Origin of the sequence: Aminobacter niigataensis (genome assembly GCF_946995915.1) — a bacterium.
Classification (GTDB): Bacteria; Pseudomonadota; Alphaproteobacteria; order Rhizobiales; family Rhizobiaceae; genus Aminobacter; species Aminobacter niigataensis.
Genome location: NZ_OX341517.1, coordinates 2,516,835 through 2,535,379, shown reverse-complemented (window position 1 = coordinate 2,535,379; position 18,545 = coordinate 2,516,835). Strand labels below are relative to the sequence as shown.

General features: G+C 65.2%; 7 protein-coding genes. 1 reads left to right on the top strand and 6 read right to left on the bottom strand.

Annotation, left to right across the window (positions count from 1 at the left end; translation table 11 throughout):
- Positions 1-66: 66 nt before the first annotated feature.
- The 6 genes from O1Y97_RS12270 to O1Y97_RS12245 all read right to left on the bottom strand — a co-directional run bounded on the left by O1Y97_RS12270 (position 67) and on the right by O1Y97_RS12245 (position 12,576).
- On the bottom strand, positions 67-2,199 hold the full coding sequence (locus O1Y97_RS12270; RefSeq protein WP_108607576.1) for a dipeptide ABC transporter ATP-binding protein: 2,133 nt from the start codon (positions 2,197-2,199) through the stop codon (positions 67-69).
- Positions 2,200-2,210: 11 nt separating this feature from the next.
- Positions 2,211-3,368, bottom strand: coding sequence for an ABC transporter permease (locus O1Y97_RS12265; protein ID WP_108607575.1), 1,158 nt, complete (start codon positions 3,366-3,368; stop codon positions 2,211-2,213).
- 12 nt (positions 3,369-3,380) lie between these two features.
- Positions 3,381-4,418 carry an ABC transporter permease gene (locus O1Y97_RS12260; RefSeq protein ID WP_108607574.1) on the bottom strand — a complete coding sequence of 346 codons (1,038 nt, stop codon included), beginning with the start codon at positions 4,416-4,418 and terminating at the stop codon, positions 3,381-3,383.
- 118 nt (positions 4,419-4,536) lie between these two features.
- Positions 4,537-6,192, bottom strand: a complete 1,656-nt coding sequence (locus O1Y97_RS12255; RefSeq protein ID WP_318761202.1) for an ABC transporter substrate-binding protein — start codon at positions 6,190-6,192, stop codon at positions 4,537-4,539.
- Positions 6,193-6,460: 268 nt separating this feature from the next.
- Positions 6,461-10,630: a translocation/assembly module TamB domain-containing protein gene (locus O1Y97_RS12250; RefSeq protein WP_318761201.1), complete on the bottom strand. Its 4,170-nt coding sequence runs from the start codon at positions 10,628-10,630 to the stop codon at positions 6,461-6,463.
- An 11-nt stretch (positions 10,631-10,641) separates the two neighbouring features.
- Positions 10,642-12,576 carry an autotransporter assembly complex protein TamA gene (locus tag O1Y97_RS12245; RefSeq protein ID WP_404801168.1) on the bottom strand — a complete coding sequence of 645 codons (1,935 nt, stop codon included), beginning with the start codon at positions 12,574-12,576 and terminating at the stop codon, positions 10,642-10,644.
- Between the two features lie 283 nt (positions 12,577-12,859).
- Between O1Y97_RS12245 and O1Y97_RS12240 the strand changes: the two genes are divergently transcribed.
- Positions 12,860-18,331: an alpha-2-macroglobulin family protein gene (locus O1Y97_RS12240; RefSeq protein ID WP_318761199.1), complete on the top strand. Its 5,472-nt coding sequence runs from the start codon at positions 12,860-12,862 to the stop codon at positions 18,329-18,331.
- Positions 18,332-18,545: the final 214 nt, after the last annotated feature.

Genomic DNA, 18,545 nt, shown 5'->3' with positions numbered 1-18,545 from the left:
GAAGGATCGCGACGGTGAAAATTCAGGAGCTACAACGTGGAAAACCTCTCCACGCCCCTCGCCCCCTCACGCTTCCGGCGTCACATCGTGCGCGCCAGGTGCAGCACCCTTGCCCATGCTGATGACCGGCTCCATGGCGTCGAAGACGCTTGGCGGCAGGTGGCATTTGATCTGGTGGCCATCGCCCAGCTCGCGCACCGGCGGCACCTGCGTTTCGCACAGATTGCCCGGCACCTGGCTCTTGTAGCGGCAGCGTGTCTGGAACGGGCAGCCCGACGGCGGGTTCATCGCCGAGGGAATGTCGCCTTCGAGCACGATGTGCTTTTTCACCACCGACGTATCGGCAATCGGGATCGCCGAGAGCAGTGCCTCCGTATAGGGGTGGTAGGGCGGCGAGAATATCTGGTCGGTGGTGCCCTGCTCGACGATGTGGCCGAGATACATGACCACCACGCGATCGGCGATGTAGCGCACCACGGACAGGTCGTGGCTGATGAACAGCATCGTCGTCTTCGACTTGCGCTGGATGTCCATCAAAAGCTCGGTGACTGCCGCCTGGACGGAGACGTCGAGTGCCGACACCGGCTCGTCGGCCACCACTACCCTGGCCTCGCCGGCAAAGGCACGGGCAACGCCGATGCGCTGCTTCTGCCCGCCCGACAGCTGGCGCGGCATGCGCTCGGCGAAGGCGCGGGGAAGCTTGACGAGGTCCAGCAGCTCCAGCATGCGCTGCTTGCGGTCCGAGGCGGTCTTGCCGATCTTGAACTTTTCCAGCGTACGGACGATCTGCGATCCCACCGAATGGCTGGGGTTCAGCGTGTCGAACGGGTTCTGGAACACCATCTGGATCGCCGACACGGTAGCGACGTCGCGGTCCTCGATGCCGGTCGACTGGATTTCCTTGTTACCGAGCAGCACCTTGCCGGAACTTGCCGTCTCGAGGCCGAGCAGCACCTTGGCCAAGGTTGACTTGCCGCAGCCGCTCTCGCCGACGATGGCGACGGTCTCGGATTCGCGCGCCTCGAAGCTGATGGTCTCGTTGGCCTTGACCACCCTGCCCTCGCTCGAACCGAAGACTTCGCTGCCGCCGACGCGGTAGTATTTCTTCAGGTCGTCGATCTTCAGCACCGGCGCGCCCGGCTTGACCGGCGCGTGCTTCTTTTCGGCACCTGGCGGCATGGCCGTCCAGTCGATCTCGTTGAAGCGCACGCAGCGGCTGAAATGGCCGGCATGGCCGGCTACCGGGATCATCGGGATTTCGTCGGCGTTGCACAGGCCCTCGACGAAGTGGTGGCAGCGCGGACCGAAATTGCAGCCCTTGGGGCGCTGGTGCGGCAGCGGCAACTGGCCGGGAATGGCGACAAGCGGCCGCGAATTCTTGTCGGCGCCGGGCAGCGGGATCGAGCGGAACAGCCCCTGCGTATAGGGGTGGCGCATGCGATCGAAGACGTCCTTGATCGAGCCGGTCTCCACCGCCTCGCCCGAATACATCACCGTGATGCGGTCGCAGGTCTCGAGGATCAGCCCGAGATTGTGCGACACGAAGATCATCGAGGTGCCGAACTGCTTGCCGAGCCCCTTGACCAGTTGCACGATGCCGGCCTCGACGGTGACGTCGAGCGCGGTCGTCGGTTCGTCGAGCAAAAGCAGCGCCGGATTGGACAGCAGCGCCATGGCAATGACGATGCGCTGCTGCTGGCCGCCGGAGAGTTGGTGCGGGAAGGAGCGCATCATGCGCTCGGGGTCGGGCAGCTTGACGGAGCGGACCATTTCCAGTGCGCGTTGGTAAGCCTCTTCCTTCGACACCTTGTCGTGGATCATCGGCACTTCCATCAGCTGCTGGCCGACCTTCATCGCCGGATTCAGGCTGGCCATCGGCTCCTGGTAGATCATGGCGATCTTGTTGCCGCGGATGGAGCGCAGCTCCTCGTCGGACATGTCGCCCATGTCCTTGCCCTGGAACTTGATGCGGCCGCCGACGATCTTTCCGATATTGGACAGGTCGCGCATGATGCCGAGCGACACGGTCGACTTGCCGCAGCCGCTTTCGCCGACGATGCCCATCGCCTCGCCCGGCATGACGGTGCAGGAAAAATCCATCACCGCAGGGATTTCGCCGCGGCGGGTGAAGAACGAGATCGACAGGTTTTCGATCTCGATGATCGGTTCGGCGGCAGCGTTTCTGACGGTCTCGTTCATGACGCTCTCCCTCAGTCCTTCATCGATTGTTCGCGCAGCGCATCGGCAAGAAGGTTGAGGCCGAGCACGAAGGACATCAGCGCAATTGTCGGCGGCAGTGCCGGATGAATGAAGGAGCGCAACAGGCGGCTGGCATCCTTGATCGCCGTGCCCCAATCGGGACTTTCGGGCGCCAGGCCGAGGCCGAAATAGCCGAGCGTGCCGAGCAGGATGGTGGTGTAGCCGATGCGCAGGCAGGCATCGACGATCAGCGGCCCGCGAGCATTGGGCAGGATCTCCCACAGCATGATGTACCACGGCGTTTCGCCGCGGGTCTGGGCCGCCGCCACGTAGTCGCGCGTCTTGATGTCCATGGTGAGACCGCGGACGATGCGGAACACGCCGGGGCTGGAGGCGAAGACGACGGCGACGAAGATATTGAGCTGGTTGGGCTCGATCGAGACGATGCCGAACGGATCTGCGTTGAAGACGAGGCCGGCGTAGATCCAGCCGCCGAACAACAGCGTGATGCCGAGCAGGAGATAGATGCGGTCGGGCCGGTCCTTGAAGCGGGTGTAGAACAGCACCGAAAAGAAGATGATCGGGAACAGGAAGAACAGCCCGGCCAGCGCATAGGGGATGGGCGTGTCCATGATCCCAGGCGTGACCAGCAGGTAGAACAGCAGGATCACCGGGAAGGCCAGCACGAGGTTGGCGAGGAACGACAGGACGGAGTCGATGCGCCCGCCGTAATAGCCCGCCGGCAGGCCGAGCGTGATGCCGACCATCACCGCGAACATGGTGGCCGCAGGTGCGATGATCAGCACGATCTGGCTGCCATAGACCATGCGCGAAAAGACGTCGCGCGCCAGCTTGTCGCCGCCGAAGAGGTAGGTCAGCCCGGATGCCGGCTCGACAGCGCCGGGCAGCGCATCCTTCATGACCGGAATCTGGCTGAGCGGGTCGAACGGCGCGACCTGGGTCGCGAAGATCGCGGTGAACAGCCAGAAGAAGCAGATGAACAGGCCGGCGATGCCGACGCCGGAATCGTAGAGCTGGCCGTAGAGGCCGAGATTCTTGCGGAAATTGAAGCTGGCGGCCAGCACGATGGCCATCGCCAGCCACACCGGCCAGAAGCGGGCAAGCACGCCAAGGAAGATCTGGAAGGCGCCGATATATTCGATCTGCATGCGGCCGTCTCCCTACTGAACCCGGATGCGGGGATTGAGATAGGCGTAGCCTATGTCGGAGATGAGCTGGGTGATGAGCACGATGAACACCGACACCAGCGAGCAGCCGAGCAGGAGGTCGATGTCGTTGTTGCCGGCGGCCTCGAACAGCGTGAAGCCAAACCCCTGGTAGCGGAACATCACCTCGACGATGACCACGCCGGTGAGCAGCCACGGGAACTGCAGCATGATGACGGTGAACGGCGCGATCAGCGCGTTGCGCAGCGCATGCTTGACCACGACATTGCCGAAACTCAGTCCCTTGAGCCGGGCGGTACGGATATATTGCTGGGTCATGACCTCGACCATCGAGGCGCGGGTCATGCGGGCGATGTAGCCGATGCCGTAGATCGCCATGGTCATCACAGGCAGGGTGAAATTGTAGAAGGTGATGCCCTGCGAGGTGGCGCTCGCAGCCGAGCCGTTGAACCAGCCCAGCCATGAGGCGAAGATGACAGTGAAGATGACGCCGGACACATATTCGGGCGTTGCCGTGGTGGCGATCGAGGCCACCGACAGCGTGCGGTCGGTGCGCGATCCCTCACGCATGCCGGCGAAGATGCCGATCAACAGCGCGATCGGCACCATCGTCACCATGACCCAGAACATCAGGATGCCGGTGGCGCCGAGTGCCGGAAACAGCTTTGACGCAACTGTGGTCTTGAACTTGGTCGAGCAGCCGAAATCGCCTTGCAGCACGCCGGAGAATTGCGGCACCGAGGGCTCGTTGCAGAAGGAGAAGCGCGGCACGGCCTGGCCTGTTGCCGGGTCGATGTTCGGCTGCTTCGGCATCACGCCGAGCCATTGGCCGTAGCGGACGAAGAAGTTCTGCCGGTAGCCGTTGCGCTGCAGCCAGCTTTCGAGCTGCTCGGTGGTGGAGCGCATCTCGGTCTGGCTGATCGCCAACTTCTTCAGGTTGGGATCGAGGTTGATCAGGAAAAAGACGACGAGCGTCAGGCACAGCATCGTCAGCGCGATGGTGCCGAGGCGCCTGAGGATGAATGAAAGCACTGTCGCCCCCTGCCTGCTACTGGGTTGGGCTTCGTATCAGGTGGTCCCGACATCACCGGGACTGCCTGGCGAACAGTGGGAGGGACGGCGAACGTCCCCCCCTTCAACAGTGGACCGCTTAGGCCTCCTTGTCGAGCCAGACCTTGTAGAAGTCGTGCTCGTTGGTCGGATGCATGCCGTGGTTCTTCACGTAGGCGGCGGAGTGGTTGAACAGCGACCGCCAATAGGGCTGGATCAGGATGCCCGAGTCCTGAAGTATCTGCTCGAGATCCTTCATCAGCACCTTGCGCTTGTCGACATCGGGCTGCGCCGTGGCTTCGGTCAGCTTCTTGTCGAAGTCCGGATTGGAGAATGCGCTTTCGTTCCAGGCTTCGCCGGACTTGTAGCCGAGCACCAGGATCTGCACGCCGAGCGGCCGCATGTTCCAGGTGGTCATGGAGAACGGATACTTGGTCCAGTCGTTCCAGAAGGTCGAGCCCGGCAGCACCGTGCGCTTGACCTTGATGCCGGCCTCGCGGATCTGCGCGGCAATGGCGTCGCCGGTGTTCTTGTGCCAGTCCTCGTCGGTGGTGATGAGGTCGTGCTCGAAGTCCGCGTGACCCGACTCCTCCATCAGCTTCTTGGCACCGGCGGCGTCGCGGGCCTTCTTCGGCAGCTCGACATATTCCGGATGGATCGGTGCAACGTGGTGATTTTCCGCCACCGTGCCCCGGCCGCCGTAGCCAAGCTGCAGAATGGTGGCGTTGTCGACCGCCATCTGCATCGCGTTGCGAACCTTCTGGTTCTCGTATGGCTTGTTGTTGACGTTGAAGCGCGCAACGATGGTCGCGGCAGTCACGACTTCCGACTTCACCAGGCCAAGGCCGTCGAGAATGTCGACATAGTCGGCCACGGTTTCGTAGTTGGTGTCGACTTCGCCCGCTTCGAAGGCGTTGACGGCAGCAGACGGATCGGGACCGTAGTCGATGAACTCGATGCCGTCGAGATAGGCTTCGCCGCCCCACCACTTGCCGTTTTCACGCCGCTTCAGCACGGCCTTCGAACCGACGTCATAGGAGACCAGCTCGAAGGGCCCGGTGCCGATCGGATGGCTGACGAGGTTGGAGCCGTTCTTCTCGAAGTCACGGTGGACGATGATGCCCGGATAATCCGAGACGCCGGGAATGAAGGTGATGTCCGGCGCAGGGAACTTGATGGTGATCGTGTGGTCGTCGACCTTGGTGATCGCGCCTTCCTTGGCCTTCTTCGTCGCCGGATCGACAAGCGCACCCATGCGAGCGGCCATCGAGTTGCCTTCGGCGGCAGCGTCGCACCAGCGCAGCAGGTTGAACATGACGTCGTCGGCGTTGAACTCGTCGCCGTTGTTCCAGGTCGCGCCCTTGCGCACATTGAGTTTGTACTCGGTCGCGTCGTCGTTGATTTCCCAGCTTTCGAGCAGGGCCGGCTCGAAGGTGAAGGTGCGGGTGTACTTGACCAGCGGCTCGAGGAACTGGCGCGTCACGTTGGCCATTTCCGGCCAGTCATAGCTGCGCGGATCCTTCTGATCCTTCACGAACATGGAAACGCGGATGACGCCGCCCTTCTTGGGCTCCTGCGCCAGGGCCTCGGTCGGGGCGACCAGCCCCAGCATGCCATAGGCCATCGCCGTCGTGGCGCCGAAGGCACTCGCCAGTGCCAGAAACTCGCGGCGGTCCATCTCCCCGGACCCGGCGCTCTTCGCCAGATCACGGATGTGGCCGGGAACAAGATCAGAGTTGCTCTTGTAGAATGTCATTTCCGTCTCCCATTGAATTGGCCTGTAACGTTACCATTTCGCATCCGTTTACCGTTGTCAAAACGGTTGGATGTCATCGTTCCCAAGGCCAAGTTTGCAATTTTGGGAGGGGAGCAGTTCGCGTGATAGCGACAGAGTTGGCGCAAAAATGCTAATGCGCGCCGGATTCATTCGGAATCTTCGTCGTTGCTAATCTACCCATGTCCCGACAATCGACGACAGTGCCACGACACAGTGTCGATGATGTCAGAAGACGCGGTCGGCGATCTCAGTATTCGCGTTCGTAGAAGATGCCGCCCTTGGCCTCGCCGCCGTCGGTGGCCTGGCCCCGCAGCTTGACGCCACGGCCGATGTTGAGGTCGATGGTGGCCTTGCCGGAGCCCGGCTGGTCGCCCTTCTCGATCGAGAGATAGGTGCGGTCGTTCAGGTACTTGCCGACGGCGACCGATGTTCCGCCCTGTTCGTTGGTGCGGATGTCGAGATCGTCGACCCCGAGCGTGGCGCGCAGGCTTGAAAGCAGCGAAGTGGAGCCGCCGATGCCGGCCATCTGGGCCGCTGCGTCAGCGAGCTGGGCGATCTGCAGCGGCGACAGGTTCGACATCGAACGGCCGAAAATCAGCCGCGCCAGCACTTCGTCTTCCGGCAGCGCCGGCACCGAAGAGAAGGCGAATTTCGGATTGTTGGCCTCGCCCGTGATGCGGATGATGACGGTGGCATCGCCGGCGGTCGTCTCGGCGGCGAAGTTGATCGTCGGCACCAGCGAGCCGGAAAAGCCGACCGAACCTTCGGTGAAGTTGAGCCGCTTGCCCAGGATGGAAAGCCGGCCGCGCCGCAGCTTGAATTCGCCGACGGCCTGCGGCGACGCCGACGAGCCGGTCAGCCGCAGCGAGCCGCCGAGTTCGGCGTCGAGGCCACGCCCCTGGACGAAGATCTGGTTGGGCGCATTGACGGTGACGTCGAGCGTCAGCGCGCCGCTGCCGCCGCTGGCCTTGGCCGGCGGGCGCATCGCCTCCTGCTGGGCGACGACGGCCTTCGGCGCGTTCTTGTGCTTGACGTCGACGGCGGTCAGCGCGCCGGGGAATTTTTCCGGGATGCTGATGACCGTGCGCGCAAGGTTGATGGTGCCCGAAAGCACCGGCGCCGAGACCAGCGGCCCCTTGATGGCGATGTCGCCGCCGAGATTGGCGGTGACGACGCGGCCATCAGTGTAGCGGCCATCGCTCAGCTTGATGGCGATGTCGGCAGGGAACCCCCGCGCCGCGTCGGTGCCGACCGTGCCGCTGGCCGTCAGCGCACCACCGGTCGACAGCGCACCGGTGAGCCGGTTGATGCGGGCGACACCCGCGCCGATGCCGACGTCGAGATTGATGTCGTTGATGGCGATACCCGATTGGGCGATCAGGAGACGCGCGCCGGACGCACGGACGCTGCCGCCGATGACCGGCGACGTGGCGGGGCCGCGCACCTGGACGTTGACGTCGGCCTGTCCGGTCAGTTGCATGCCCTGGGCCGCAAGCGTGCGGGTCAGGAACGAAAACGGCACCGGGCCAGCGAAATTGAGGTCGAGCGCTACCGGCTGGTTGGTGACGACGGTGCCGCCGCCCTTCAGCGCCAGGCCCGATCCATCGCCGATGGTCGACTGGAAGGTGAGCTTGCCGCCTGCAAACGTGCCGGTGGAGCCGATGTTCATGGCGCCGAAGCCGGCGCCTGTGGTCTGCGACGTCGCCGCGCCCGCGACCTTCAGGTCGTAGCCGACGGTCGGGTTGGCGGCAGCGCCCGTCACCTTGACCGTGCCCGAGATCGAGCCGGCGGCACCGAGGCCGGGTGAGAAGGAATTGGCGAGCGATGCCGGCACGTTGGCAAGCGCCGCATTGAGATTGAGCGCCGAACCGGCAGTGCCGGAGATCGTCGCCGTGCCGCCGCCCAGGTTCAGCGTCAGACGGTCAAGCGTCGTCGTGCCGCCAGCGATCGCGACGGTGGTCGGCCGGGCGATGGCGGCGCGGATGCCGCGCATCGTCGCCTCGCCCGAAGCAAGCTCGATGGTCGTCACACCGCCGCCGACCTTGAGGCGGCCGGCTGCCTTGGCCGGAATGTCGGCAACGGTGGCGCCGCCGGAGAAGCCGGTCCACTCGCCATCGCGCTTGAGATCGACATCGATGCCGGAAATGACTGTTTTGCCGGAGGTGACCGACTTGGCCTTAACCGTTCCCGAGATCGCCGGCGCCTTGAGATAGTTCAACACATCGGCGTTGACGGCGACGGCATTGGCGGCGAGGTCGCCGCGCTTGAGCTGTGCCGTGGTCAGCGCGACCTTGACCTGCGGGACATCGCCGCTGCGGGTGAAATCGATACGGCCCCGGATGTCGCCTTCGGCCGTTTCCAGCGCGAGTGCGGCGAGCGGGCCAATGTCTGGCATGTCGATGTTGATGGTGCCGATCGGCACGAACCCTTTGTCGAGCACGAGATCGCCCGACAGCTTGTTCTGCCCGAGCGAAAGCGACAGGCCCTTGATCTGGCTGGTGCCGTCGGCGGTGGCGAGCACGGCGCTGCCCGAAAGCTTCTGGCCGGCGACGTCGCCCGACAGGGCGACATTGGCAGCCGGATTGGCTGGATCGACCTTGCCGGTCGCCTTGAGGTTCAGCCCCGTGATTTCACGTGCTGCCGCCTCGATGCGGTCGCTGGTGACCGTCAGCGACACGTCGGGCGCGGTGCGCGCGCCCTTGGCCGTCAAGGCGAAGTCGATGGCGCCCTTGGCGTCCTTCGACAGCAGCGAGACATCGGCAAAAGAGCCCTTGAGATCGGCGTCGATCTCGCTGCCCTGCACGCGGGCCGTGCCCTGTGCCTTGAGCGCGCCTGACGTGAGCTCGATGGCATTGGCAGCGAAGGCGCCCTCGGCATCGCGGCTGGCGGTGGCCGAGAACTGGGTCCGTTCGGCCAGCGCAATGCGGATGCCCGCCGGCAGCGCGCTGGAGACCACGTCAGCCTTGAGTCCGAGCTGGAGCGCAAGGTCGGCAAGATTGAGCTTGGCGTTCATCTCGCCATTGAGCGCATCGCTGCGGATGATGCCTTGATCCACCGCGATCTCGGTCTTGCTGACCGAACCGGCCATGTCGACCGACACCCGGCCGGCGACCAGCGGCGCAAGCGTGGCCACGTCGGTCTTGAGCTCGGCCACGCCAAGCTTGATCGTAACAGGCCCGCTGCGGTTGGCGATGTCGAAGCCGTCGGAATGAGCAGAGGCGGCGATGTCGCGCAACTCGGTGTTGCCGGCGATGACCGAAAGCAGCGAGGCGCTGAAATCGACTGCCGGCACCTTGCCATCGCCCAGGGCGCGCAGGCTGGCGGCGTTGATGGCAACGGTGACAGGCTGGGCATCGCTGCCGAGGCTGAGCACGATCGGCCCTTCATTGGCCTTGACGTCGAGCGACAGGTCGGCAGCCCCTTCCGGATCGAGCGAACCGGCGGCGTTGGCGGTCAATGCGCTGCTGGCGACGGTGGCGCGCTCTATGTCGATGCCGCCGGTCGTGGTGCGTGTGCCGGCGACATCGAAGGTTGTGCTGCCGGCAAGCAGCGGCTTGAGGGTGGCGGGCAGGAAATCCTCGAATGCGCCGTCGCCCTTGGCGGCGATGACATTGCCCTGGTCGGTGAGCTTGTGCGTACCGGAGATGCGGGTGACGACAGTGCCGTCGACGGCGAAGGTGCCGTTGCCGCTCCAGTCGGCCAGAGGCCCTTCGCCCGACACGACCAGGTCGACCGCCGGCTGGTTGGGAAGCTTCAGGATGTTGGCGATGATGCCGCCGGCAGGCTCGGCCGCGCGGACGTTCAGCGTCAGCCGGTTTTCATCGGGCGCAAAGGCGATGTCGGCATCGACCGACCCCTGCTTGCCGTCGCTGCGGGCGACGTTGAGCCTGGTCTCGATTCCGAGCGGCGAACCACCGGCCTTGAGCATGCCCTTGGCTGCGAGCTCGGCAATGCCAGTACCGGCAAGCACCTCGCCGAGCGCGATCTCGGGCAAGTCGATTTCCCTGATGTCGAGCGCCACCGGCAGCGACAGGCCGCCGCTGCTGCTCTTTGCCTGCTGGGTGCCCGGCTTGGGGAGGCGCGCCACCTCGATACGCTCGGCCGCAATGCGGTCGGCGCGGAAGGTGAAGGAGAGCAGCGCCAGCGGCGACCAGTCGACCGAGACGCCGCGCAGGGCGAGCCAAGCCCCTTCCCTGTCTTCGATGACGAGGTTGTCGAGGGTCAGGTTGCCCGACCAGATGCCGTTGAGCCCGCTCAGCTTGATCTTCTGGTCGTCGGTGGAGGCCACTGACGAGATCAGCCCTGCGAGGTTTTCGCGACCCTTGGCGGTCAGCGTGAAAACGGCCGCCGCACCGATGACCAGGGCCAGGACGACCAAGATCGCCATGGAAAGAAGACGCAGGATTTTCTTCAGCATAACCATCGTGGTCAGAACGCCTGGCCGACGCCGGCATAGATGCCGTAGCTCGGGTCGCCGGGACCGGGATTGAGCGGCACGGCCACGTCGACGCGCAGCGGGCCGAAAGGCGTGAGGTAGCGGACGCCGATGCCGGCGCCGACCTTCACGGTCGAGAAATCGGGGAACTGCCTGGTCGAGACGGTGCCTGCATCGATGAACGGCACGATGCCGATCTTGTCGTTGTAGGCGTAGCGCATCTCGATCGAGGTTTCGGCATAGGACAGCCCGCCGGTCGGCTTGCCGTCGGTGTGCGGGCCGATACCCTGATAGGCATAGCCGCGCACCGAACCGCCACCGCCGGCATAGAAGCGCCGGTCGGCAGGCACGTCCTCGACGCTGGCGCCGAGGATGGAACCCATGGCGACGCGGCCGGCGAGCACGAAGCGGTTGTCGGCGCCGAGCCCGTAATAGGCCGAACCCTCGCCCTTGAGCTTGACGAACATGTTGCCGTTGAGCGCGTCGTAGGTCGGCTCGGCATAGGCGAGCGCACGGAAGCCGCGCGTCGGGTTCAGCTTGTCGTCGCGGTTGTCATAGACATATTGCAGCGGCAGGCTGACCAGGAGGTAGCGCTTGCCGTCGGGATTGAGCGCATCCTCGATGTCGGAATAGTCGACCGCCACCGAGCCGGAGACCGTCTGCTCCTTGGTCAACTCGTAAGACAGGCCGACATTGCCGCCGATCGAGAAGCGGTCGTAGGCGTCGGGATGCTCGGACACAGCCTTGAGGTTGGCGAAGAACTTCGAGGCCGGCCCGATGACGCCCGGCTTTTCGAACATGATGCCGGCATTGTAATTGAGGTCGCCGAGTTCGGTGGTGTCGCCGATGCGGCTGATCGAGCCGCCGATACGCAGCTTTTCGGCACGGCCGAACAGGTTGCGATGGCCCCAATAACCCTCGATGCCCGCGCCCTCGGTGTTGGAGAAGGTGGCGCCGGCGCCGAAATAGCGCATCTTGCGTTCGCTGACGCGGACGTCGATGGGGATCTCGCCGGCCGGATCGAGCGCCAGCGCCTCGTTGATCGACACCGAGCTGAAGACTTCGAGCGCCAGCAGCCTGTTGCGCGCGTCGTCGATCTCCTTGGGTGAATACTGCCGCCCGCGTTCGAGACCGGTCATGTAGACGGTGAAGTCGCGGTCGACGGTCTCGGTGCCTTCGACCGTGGTTTCGCCATAGCCGGCGATCGGCCCCGCTGCGACATCGAGGGTGACGTCGAGCGTGGTGGTGGCGTGGTCGGCGACGATGGTGCGGCCGACGACCTTGGCCAGCGGCCGGCCCTCTTCCTTGAGCGCGCGGACGATCCCGGCTTCCGCCTTGAGGATAGCGTCGGAATTGGCATTGCCGCCGGCGATCAGCCCGAAATCGGCGCCGCGGATGTTGGCTGCGTCGCCCTTGAGCACGACGTCGCCAAGCGTGAACATCGAGCCGGGCTGGATCGTCACCGTCACGGGGATCGGCTGCGGACCGTCGAACACGGCATCGGGCTGCAGGTCGTCGAGCCGCTTGCCGGCGATGGTGATGTCGACGACACCGTCATAGCGCGCCTTGGAGAACAGGGCGGCGATCAGCCGCTCGCGGTCGTTGCGCGCCTTGGCGAGCAGGCCGAGCGAACCCGATACCGGCCGCTCTTCCTCGCCCTTGAGCGTAGAGGCGTTTTCGAGCGCCTTGGTGAGGTCGTCGTCGTCGCCGACAACTTCGAAAGTGACGGCATAGTCGAGCGGGTCGACGACATCGGCGTCTTCTTCCTCGGCCGATCCCCAGAGCCTGATGCCGAAGATTTCGAAGGCCGCCGCCTTGTGCGTTTCGGCGGCAAGTATCGTGGTAGACAACAGCGCCGCCACACCCGCGCGCCAAAGCACGCGAGCGCCTGTTGGACTGTCGATTCCACGCATACGCCGCACAAACATCAAGCCAAGGTAACTCCCAATCCTAAAATTGGAATGAAGTTTCTGTGTTTTCGTAAAGCAGCCACAATCGATATGTCAGAATTGGTTGGGCGAATGAATGACAGCCGGGATAGGGATTCGGGTGTGTTCATCGGGGCGATCCGCATGGCCGGGCAATAACCATGCACAGCGTCCATGACAAGCAATTTAGCGCGCTGGGCCAAGCCCGGCGGCTTCCGTATTGACTGTGCGGCGGCAAGCCTGAACATGTCGCGTGAAGCGACGACGAGGGTGTTGGAGGGATATGACGATGCGTGCGGCGCGTGCTTTTCCGGTTTTCGTTCTGCTCTTTCTGGCCTGGACGTTCGGAGCGCTGGCGGCCGAGCCGCGGCGCATCGTGACCACTGAAAACAGCGATTATTTCGGCTTCGACCTCAGGTCCGAGCAGAACGTGACGCTCGACCAGTGCGAGACGTCGTGCCTCGGTGATTCGTCGTGCCGCGCCTTCACCTACAACACCAAGGCGAAATGGTGCTTCCTCAAGTCCGACTTCGCCGTCGTCAAGCCGTTCACCGGCGCGATCGGGGGCAAGGTCGTTCCGGTCAACGGCGATCCCGACATCGGCGCACCGGCCGAACTGTCCTTCTTCCCGGCTTCGATGGCCGACGAGGCCCGCCAGTATCGCAGCGCATTGACCGATGGCTCGGTGGCCATCGGCGAGGAAGGGCTGGCCGCGCTGTCGGCCGCCGGCGACAATGCTCTACTGCTGGGCGATCCACGCACCGCGATGCAAAAATTCCGTGTCGCTGTCGCCATCCTGCCGGACGACGTCGCCATCTGGACCCGCCTCGCCCGTGCCGTGATCGGCGTCCAGCCGGCCAATGGCGACGAGACCGCCTCGCTGCAGCGCGACGCGACGTCGGCGGCCTACAACGCATATCTGTTGTCGCGCACCGCAAAAAGCCGCGCCGAAAACCTGTCGCTGCTGGCGCAGGGACTGGACCGCCGCGACATGTTCCGCCCGTCGCTGCAGGCCTATGAGGCGAGCCTTGCGCTCGACAATTCGGCGTCCGTGCGTGCCGCATACGAGGACCTGAAAGCGCGGAAAGGCTTCCGCGTCGTCGAGCACACCATCGACGCCGACACCACCTCGCCGCGCGTCTGCGCCCAGTTTTCCGAGGCGCTGGTCAAGACGGGCGTCGACTACGCGCCCTTCGTCACCATCGACGACGCTGCCCCCAAGGGCATCGAGGCCAAGGACAAGCAGATTTGCGTCGAGGGCCTCGAGCACGGCAAGCATTATCGCGTCAGCTTCCGCTCCGGCCTGCCGGCGGCGATCGGCGAAGTGCTCGAAGCACCCGTCGTGCTGTCCGTCTACGTCCAGGACCGGGCCCAGTCGGCCCGCTTCACCGGCGACAGCTTCGTGCTGCCCGCCTCCGCCCGCCGCGGCATCCCGGTCGTCTCGGTCAACATGGAAGCGGCCGACATGAAGCTCTACCGCGTCGGCGACCGCTCGCTGGCGCAGTTGCTCTCGGGCTACCAGTTCCTGCGCCAGCTCGACGGCTATGACCTGTCCAGCATCTCCGACCAGATGGGCGAGCCGGTCTGGGAAGGTCAGCTGGCAATCATCAACGAACTCAACAAGGAAGTGACGACCTCCTTCCCGGTCGACGAGGCGCTGCCGGAGCGCAAGCCCGGCGTCTATGTGCTGACCGCCCAGCCGGTCGACGACAAGAGCGACACCTGGGCGTCCAAAGCGACCCAATGGTTCGTCGTCTCCGACATCGGTCTGTCGACCTATACCGGCCAGGACGGGCTCAACGTGTTCGCCCGCTCGCTCGGCTCGGCCAAGCCGATCGCCGACGCCGAATTGACGCTGCTTGCCCGCAACAACGAGATCCTCGGCACCGCCAGGACCGACGCCGAGGGCCGCGCCACCTTCAATCCGGGTCTGACCCGCGGCAATGGCGGGATGGCACCGGCGGTGCTGATGGCGAAACAGGGCGACGCCGACTTCGTCTTCCTCGACATGACGCGCGCCGGCTTCGACCTGTCCGACCGCGGCGTCACCGGCCGCGCCGCACCCGGCGCGCTCGACGTCTACGCCTGGACCGAACGTGGCATCTACCGTGTCGGCGAGACGGTGCATGCGGCGGCTTTGGCGCGCGACGATGCCGCCAAGGGCGTCGACAATTTGCCGCTGACCTTCATCTTCACCCGTCCCGACGGCGTCGAGGACCGGCGCATCGTCAGCCAGGGCGGCAAGTCGGGCGGCCACGCCGTCGACCTTGCGCTGTCCTCCGCCGCCATGCGGGGCACCTGGACGCTCGCCATTCACACCGACCCCAAGCAGCCGGCAGTTTCGAGCCAGATGTTCCTGGTCGAGGACTTCGTGCCCGACCGCATCGAGTTCACGCTGGCCGCCGACCGCAGCGAGATCGCCGCCGGTGAAACCGCCGAGGCCACGATCGACGGCCGCTTCCTCTATGGCGCACCGGCTGCGGGCCTGGCGCTCGAAGGCGAAGTGACGCTGTCGACCAAGCGCCAGTGGGACGCCTTCAAGGGCTTCTATTTCGGCCTTGCCGACGAGCAGGAAGGCGAAGCCACCCGCATCCCGCTGACCGACCTGCCCGCCGTCGGTGATGACGGCAAGGCGACGTTCCCGGTCAGCATCGACCAGTTGCCGTCGACGACCCGACTGGTCAACGCGGCGCTTACGGTGCGCATGCGCGAGACCAGCGGCCGTGCCGTCGAGGAAAAGCTCGACATCGGCATCCGCCCACAGGCGACGATGATCGGCATCCGCCCCGACTTCTCGGGCGAGGAAGTGCCGCAGGGCGGCACCGCCAAGTTCAGCCTGATCGCCGCCGAACCCGGCGGCCAGCGCGCGGCACTCGCCGGCGCGCAGTGGTCGCTGGTCAAGGTCGAGCGTAACTACCAGTGGTACCGTTCGGGCAGCTCGTGGAACTACGAGCCGGTGACCTTCACCAAGTCGGTGGCGACAGGCCAGGTCGACCTCACCGCCGAAGGCGAGGCCACGGTGTCGCTGCCCGTCGACTGGGGCCGCTACCGCCTCGAGGTCGAGACCGCCGATCCGGCCGGCCCAGCGACCAGCTACGAGTTCGATGCCGGCTGGTATGTCTCGGCGACCTCGACCGAGACGCCCGATGGCCTCGAAGTCGCACTCGACAAGGACAAGTACGCCGCCGGCGAGGTCGCCAAGCTCCAGGTATCGCCGCGCTTTGCCGGCGAGCTTCTGGTCACCGTCGGCGCCGAAAAGCTGCTCAAGACCATTACCGCGAGCATCCCCGAGGGCGGTGCTACCGTCGACATTCCCGTCGGCGAGGACTGGGGCGCCGGTGCCTATGTGACGGCCACGCTCTATCGTCCGGGCGAAGCGCAAGAATCGCGCATGCCGGCGCGTGCCATCGGCCTGAAATGGCTTTCGGTCGATCCCGCCGACAAGAAGCTCGCCGTCGCGCTAACGCTTCCCGAAAAGACCGAGCCGCGCAAGACGCTGTCGATCCCGGTTGCGGTGACGGGGGCTGCGGCAGGCGACAAGGCCTATGTCACGGTCGCCGCCGTCGACGTCGGCATTCTCAACCTGACCAACTACAAGGCGCCGGACCCCGAGAACTGGTATTTCGGCCAGCGCATGCTGGGGCTCGAACTGCGCGACCTCTATGGCCGGCTGATCGACGGCTCGCTGGGCGCCATGGGCAAGCTTCGCACCGGTGGTGACGGTGCGGCCCTGACCTCGCAGGGCAGCCCGCCCAAGGAAAAGTTGGTCGCCTTCTTCTCCGGCATCGTCGAACTCGATGCCGACGGCAAAACGACCGTCGATTTCGACATTCCGCAGTTCAACGGCACGGTGCGCGTGATGAGCGTCGCGTGGACGAAGGACGCCGTCGGCCACGCCACCGGCGACGTGATCGTGCGCGATCCGGTCGTGCTGACGGCCGGCATGCCGCGCTTCATGGCGCCGGGCGACTTCGCCGAGATGACGCTGGACATCGCCAACACCGACGCGCCGGCCGGCGACTACGCGCTGACCGTCGAGACGACGGGCGACCTGTCCACCGGCAGTGCCGCCCTGCCCGAGAAGGTGACACTGGAGCCGGGCAAGCGCCAGACGGTGAAGATCCCGCTGATGCCGGTGACGGCAGGCACTGCCGGCTTGACGATCCGCCTCGCCAACACGGAGGGGCTGACGGTCGAACAGGAGCTTTCCTTCCCCGTGCGGCCCGGCCAGTTGCCGGTGACCACGCGCATGGTGGTCGACCTTTCGCCCAACGCCTCGCTGCGCATCGACAGGGAGCTGCTGGCCGCAAGCCTGCTCGACGACGCCCATGTCAGCGTCGGCGTATCGCAGGCATCGGCCTTCGACGTGCCCTCGCTGCTGATGACGCTCGACCGCTACCCCTATGGCTGCGCCGAACAGACGACGAGCCGGGCACTGCCGCTGCTCTATGTCAGCGAGCTCAGCGCCGAGGCCGGCATGGCTGACGACCCGGAACTGCGCGAGCGCATCCAGGGCGCGATCTACCGTGTTCTCAATTACCAGTCCTCGTCGGGCAGCTTCGGCCTGTGGTCGCCCGGCTCCGGCGACCTCTGGCTCGACGCCTATGTCACCGACTTCCTGACCCGGGCGCGCGAGAAGAACTTCGACGTGCCCCAGGGAGCGATGATGCAGGCGCTCAACAACCTGCAGAACTCGATCGGCTACGACGTCGATGTCGAGGACCGCGGCTCGGAGATCGCCTACGCGCTCTACGTGCTGGCACGCAACAAGAAGGCCTCGGTCGGCGACCTGCGCTACTTCGCCGACACCAAGCTCGAAGCCTTCACCAGTCCGATGGCGGTGGCCCAGCTCGGCGCCAGCCTTGCACTCTATGGCGACGGCCAGCGCTCCGAGCAGACCTTCCAGTCCGCAATCCAGCTTGCCAAAGCGACAACCGAGCACAACTGGTACCGCTCGGACTATGGCTCGCGCCTGCGCGACGGTGCCGCCATGCTGGCGCTCGCCGCCGAAAGCAAGCCGGTGCCCTCGGTGATCCCGGCGCTGGTCAAGATGGTGGCGGCCGACCGCGCCGCGGCCAAGTGGACCAGCACCCAGGACGACGCCTGGATGCTGCTGGCGGCGCGGGCGCTGAAGGCCGGCAATGACGCGATCTCGCTCGACGTCAACGGTGCCGCCCATAGCGGCGCCTATTCCGAACGCGTCGACGGTGCCGACCTGCTCGTCAATCCGATCACCATCGCCAACACCGGCAAGGATCCGCTGCAGGCGGTGGTGACGACGGTCGCCGCCCCGGCACAGCCCCTGCCGGCAGGCGGCGACGGCTTTACGATCAGCCGCACCTACTACCGGCTCGACGGCAGCGAAGCCAATGTGACGGAGGTCCAGCAGAACGAGCGCTTCGTCGTCGTGCTCAAGGTCAGCGAGCTCAACGACTGGCCATCGCGCGTGGTGGTGGCCGACATGCTGCCGGCAGGCTTCGAGATCGACAATCCGGGCCTGGTCAACAGCGCCAACCTGTCGAATTTCTCGTGGCTGGAGCAGACGCAGGCCGCACATCTCGAATTCCGCAACGACCGCTTTGTCGCCGCGATGGAAAGCGGCGAAGGCGCCGACCAGGAATTCACGCTTGCCTATGTCGTGCGCGCGGTGACGCCGGGCGTCTATGCCCACCCGGCGGCCAATGTCGAGGACATGTATCGCCCGCAATATTCGGCGCGCACGGCCACCGGCATGATGGAGGTGAAGGCGGAGTGATCCGCCTTCGGAGTGCGATGTTGAGCGCCCTCATACCCCCACCCCTCACCCCTCCCCACAAGGGGGAGGGGAACGATTTCACCGGCGCAGCTAAGCGGTTCGCCGGAGGTTGGGGTGCGAGAGCCTTGCCTCAGGATTCCCCTCCCCCTTGTGGGGAGGGGTTAGGGGTGGGGGTAATCTTGGACACCACGCCTCTGTCTCTTGCACAGGGCGG